General features: G+C 35.2%; 4 protein-coding genes. 1 reads left to right on the top strand and 3 read right to left on the bottom strand.

Features of this window, described 5'->3' with window-relative positions; genetic code table 11:
* The coding region (locus AC1DPQ_RS23925) for a helix-turn-helix transcriptional regulator (RefSeq protein WP_477611095.1) at positions 1-797 on the top strand (797 nt) is incomplete at its 5' end.
* Here the strand turns inward: AC1DPQ_RS23925 and AC1DPQ_RS23920 are convergent.
* From AC1DPQ_RS23920 to AC1DPQ_RS23910, 3 genes are all read right to left on the bottom strand, one after another.
* On the bottom strand, positions 787-1,284 hold the full coding sequence (locus tag AC1DPQ_RS23920; RefSeq protein WP_477611094.1) for a GNAT family N-acetyltransferase: 498 nt from the start codon (positions 1,282-1,284) through the stop codon (positions 787-789). The genes AC1DPQ_RS23925 and AC1DPQ_RS23920 overlap by 11 nt on opposite strands.
* A 31-nt stretch (positions 1,285-1,315) precedes the next feature.
* Entirely contained in the window at positions 1,316-1,771 is a 456-nt protein-coding gene (locus AC1DPQ_RS23915; protein ID WP_036669483.1) for a YybH family protein, read from the bottom strand.
* A gap of 61 nt (positions 1,772-1,832) precedes the next feature.
* Positions 1,833-2,636 carry an alpha/beta fold hydrolase gene (locus AC1DPQ_RS23910; protein ID WP_477611093.1) on the bottom strand — a complete coding sequence of 268 codons (804 nt, stop codon included), beginning with the start codon at positions 2,634-2,636 and terminating at the stop codon, positions 1,833-1,835.
* Between the last annotated feature and the right edge of the window lie 61 nt (positions 2,637-2,697).

Genomic DNA, 2,697 nt, shown 5'->3' with positions numbered 1-2,697 from the left:
CACCTCCCATTATAGGTCAGGCCGGTCATTTACAGCAAAGCGATAGGGATGTACTCTCTGCCTTCAAAAAAACAGTGTACTTTACCCGGACGTTTACAGCATTGTATGATTTTGCCCTTGAAGAAAAGAATAATGAAATTCATCTTCATTATGAACCTGTTCAATTATGGAATGATATAGATCCGGAAACGGCAAGGCATGGTGTAGATATCCCATTTGCGGCAACCCTTAATTTCATAAAAGTACTTTCTGGCCAAACGGTATACCCGGTAAAGGTATTTTACAGATACCCAAAAGTTTCTGATACTACCGAACATGAAAGGATCTTTAAATGCAGGCCAGGTTTTAATCAGCCCTGTAATTGTATTGTATTTAACAAAGCAGATTTAGAAATTCCTATTTTGGGATATAACCCAAAACTAAATGCTGTTATCGAAAACATGCTCCACGAAAGGTTAAGACAAGCAGCAGAAGGAGTAAGGTTTAGTGCAAAAGTAAAGGAAGCCATTTTGAATAATTATCAATTTGACTTCCCTCAATTAGAAAACATAGCTGTCTTTTTAAATATTACCCCCCGAACTTTACAAAGAAAATTACAAGACGAGAATACAACTTATAGAACACTCAGTGATCTGGTAAAGTATGAGCTTGCAGCTGCTTTGTTGAAACATAATGAACTGTCTATTTCGGAAATTGCCTATAAGCTTGGTTATACCGATCCGAGCACTTTCAGAAAAGCCTTTAAACAATGGAGTGGAAACACACCTGCAGATTACAAAAGCAAAATTACGCTTTAAATTTAACCCAAATATATTCGTCATACACGTTATTATTTTTAATAACAGACTTTTTATGAATGCATTCTAGTGCATATCCATTCTTCTCTAATACCTTCATAGATGCCTTATTATATTCAAAAACGCCAGCTTCTATCCTTGTGATATCAAAAGTTTTAAAAGCATAATCGGTCATCAATTTAATAGCTTCAGTTGTAATTCCCTTACCCCAAAATGGTTCGGCAACCCAGTAACCAATTCTAGCATTAAATCTATAAACATTCTCTTTTGGGGTAATACCAATATCCCCGCAAAAATTCCCATTATAAAAAACAAGAAACCTCTCGGCGGTTATTTTATCTAGGTTTTTTTGAAACAATTCTATTCCATCATTTCTGGTATAAGAATTAGAGGGCATATCTAATTTATTGTTCAATATGCTTGGGTTGTTCTTAAATTTAACAAACTCATCAAGATATTGAATATCATAATGAACTAATTTAATCATGTAGACTATAAAATAACATTATACATTTTACCTAATGATTGCTACTAAACATATCTCGATACATTTTCCAGCCATCTTTTGTTTTTTTCCAAAGTACCAGATATTTTCCATCATCTATAACTTTATCATTTCCATCCTGAGCCTCCAAACGCCCTACTTCTGTAATATAGCCTTCGCCACTACTATGAATTTCCGTTTGGATAAATCTGCCACCGCGAACTCCTGCCGCATAGGCATGCTTAAAAAATTTGTCCATTTCTTCTTTACCGCATATCGTTTTAGAATTTGGAGGCATAATACACGCATCCTCTGCATAACAGGTTAAGATGGATCCGTCATTTTTAAGGAATAAGCTACGATAAATCGCGTTGCTCTTTGCAATGGCAACTTTTGCTTCTTCAAGCATTTCATTTTTTTTTGATTGTGATTGGCAGCCGATTGAAAACATCAATAAGGCACTCAGCATTACTGGAAAGATTGATTTCATGATTTTTATATTTAAGTGATTTTAGGTTTTCATCAGTATAAATTTGTTTTCAACATAATCCTTATTTCAGAAAAGGTTGAACCAATTCGACAATTTTTTGGGCTCGCATAATTAATCCCACATGGCTTGTGTTTGGTAGAATAGCCAATTGCGATTTTGGAAATCCTTCCATATCAGCGAATACATTACCACCACATAGTTGATATAACTTTGCTTTATGAACTAAGTCAACACCATCATTATCTCCAAATACAAACAGTGTTTGTGCTTTAATATTTTTCAGATTTTCATCGCCCAAATCAAAGTCTTCAGTGTCGAATTTTATAAATTTGCTTACAAAGCCATGCCATTTTTGTTCATTAGCATAGCTACTTTCATGTGCCGCTTTGTAGGGTGTTTGGTCCAAAAAATCAGGCTTCAACGATTTTAGCATTGTTCGCATTTCAGGTAACCATCCTGTGTATTGATAGGGAGTAGAAAGTATCACTAGTTTATTTACTAACTGAGGCTGCTGTATAGCAACCTGCATGGCTACTGTTCCGCCTACGCTAAAGCCCATCATGTCGGCTTTGTCAATCTTTAAATAGTGCAATAACTCAATTACATCACTTGCCAATAATTTATACGAAAAGGGTCTTTCAATATCCTTTGTRTGTCCGTGACCTTGTATTTCTACAGCAATCACTTTCCTTGTTTTTGATAAGTCAGGAATTAAGCTACTCCAGCAAAGGCCAATGGTTTGATAGGCTCCATGTATTAAAACAATTGGTTTACCCTGTCCATAAACTTCATAATACATTTTCAATCCGTTTACAGGTGCATAGCCTGCTGTATCGGGCTTTTGTAAAACAGATTGTTGAGCCATTATTATCGTTGTAATGAAAAGACAAACAGCAGTTAAGATGGTTTTTACCACTACTTTGAAT

Source organism: Pedobacter sp. 01T416_2 (assembly GCF_056398925.1).
The sequence above is the reverse complement of the archived record's forward strand: the minus strand, read 5'-3'. Positions and strand labels throughout refer to the sequence as shown.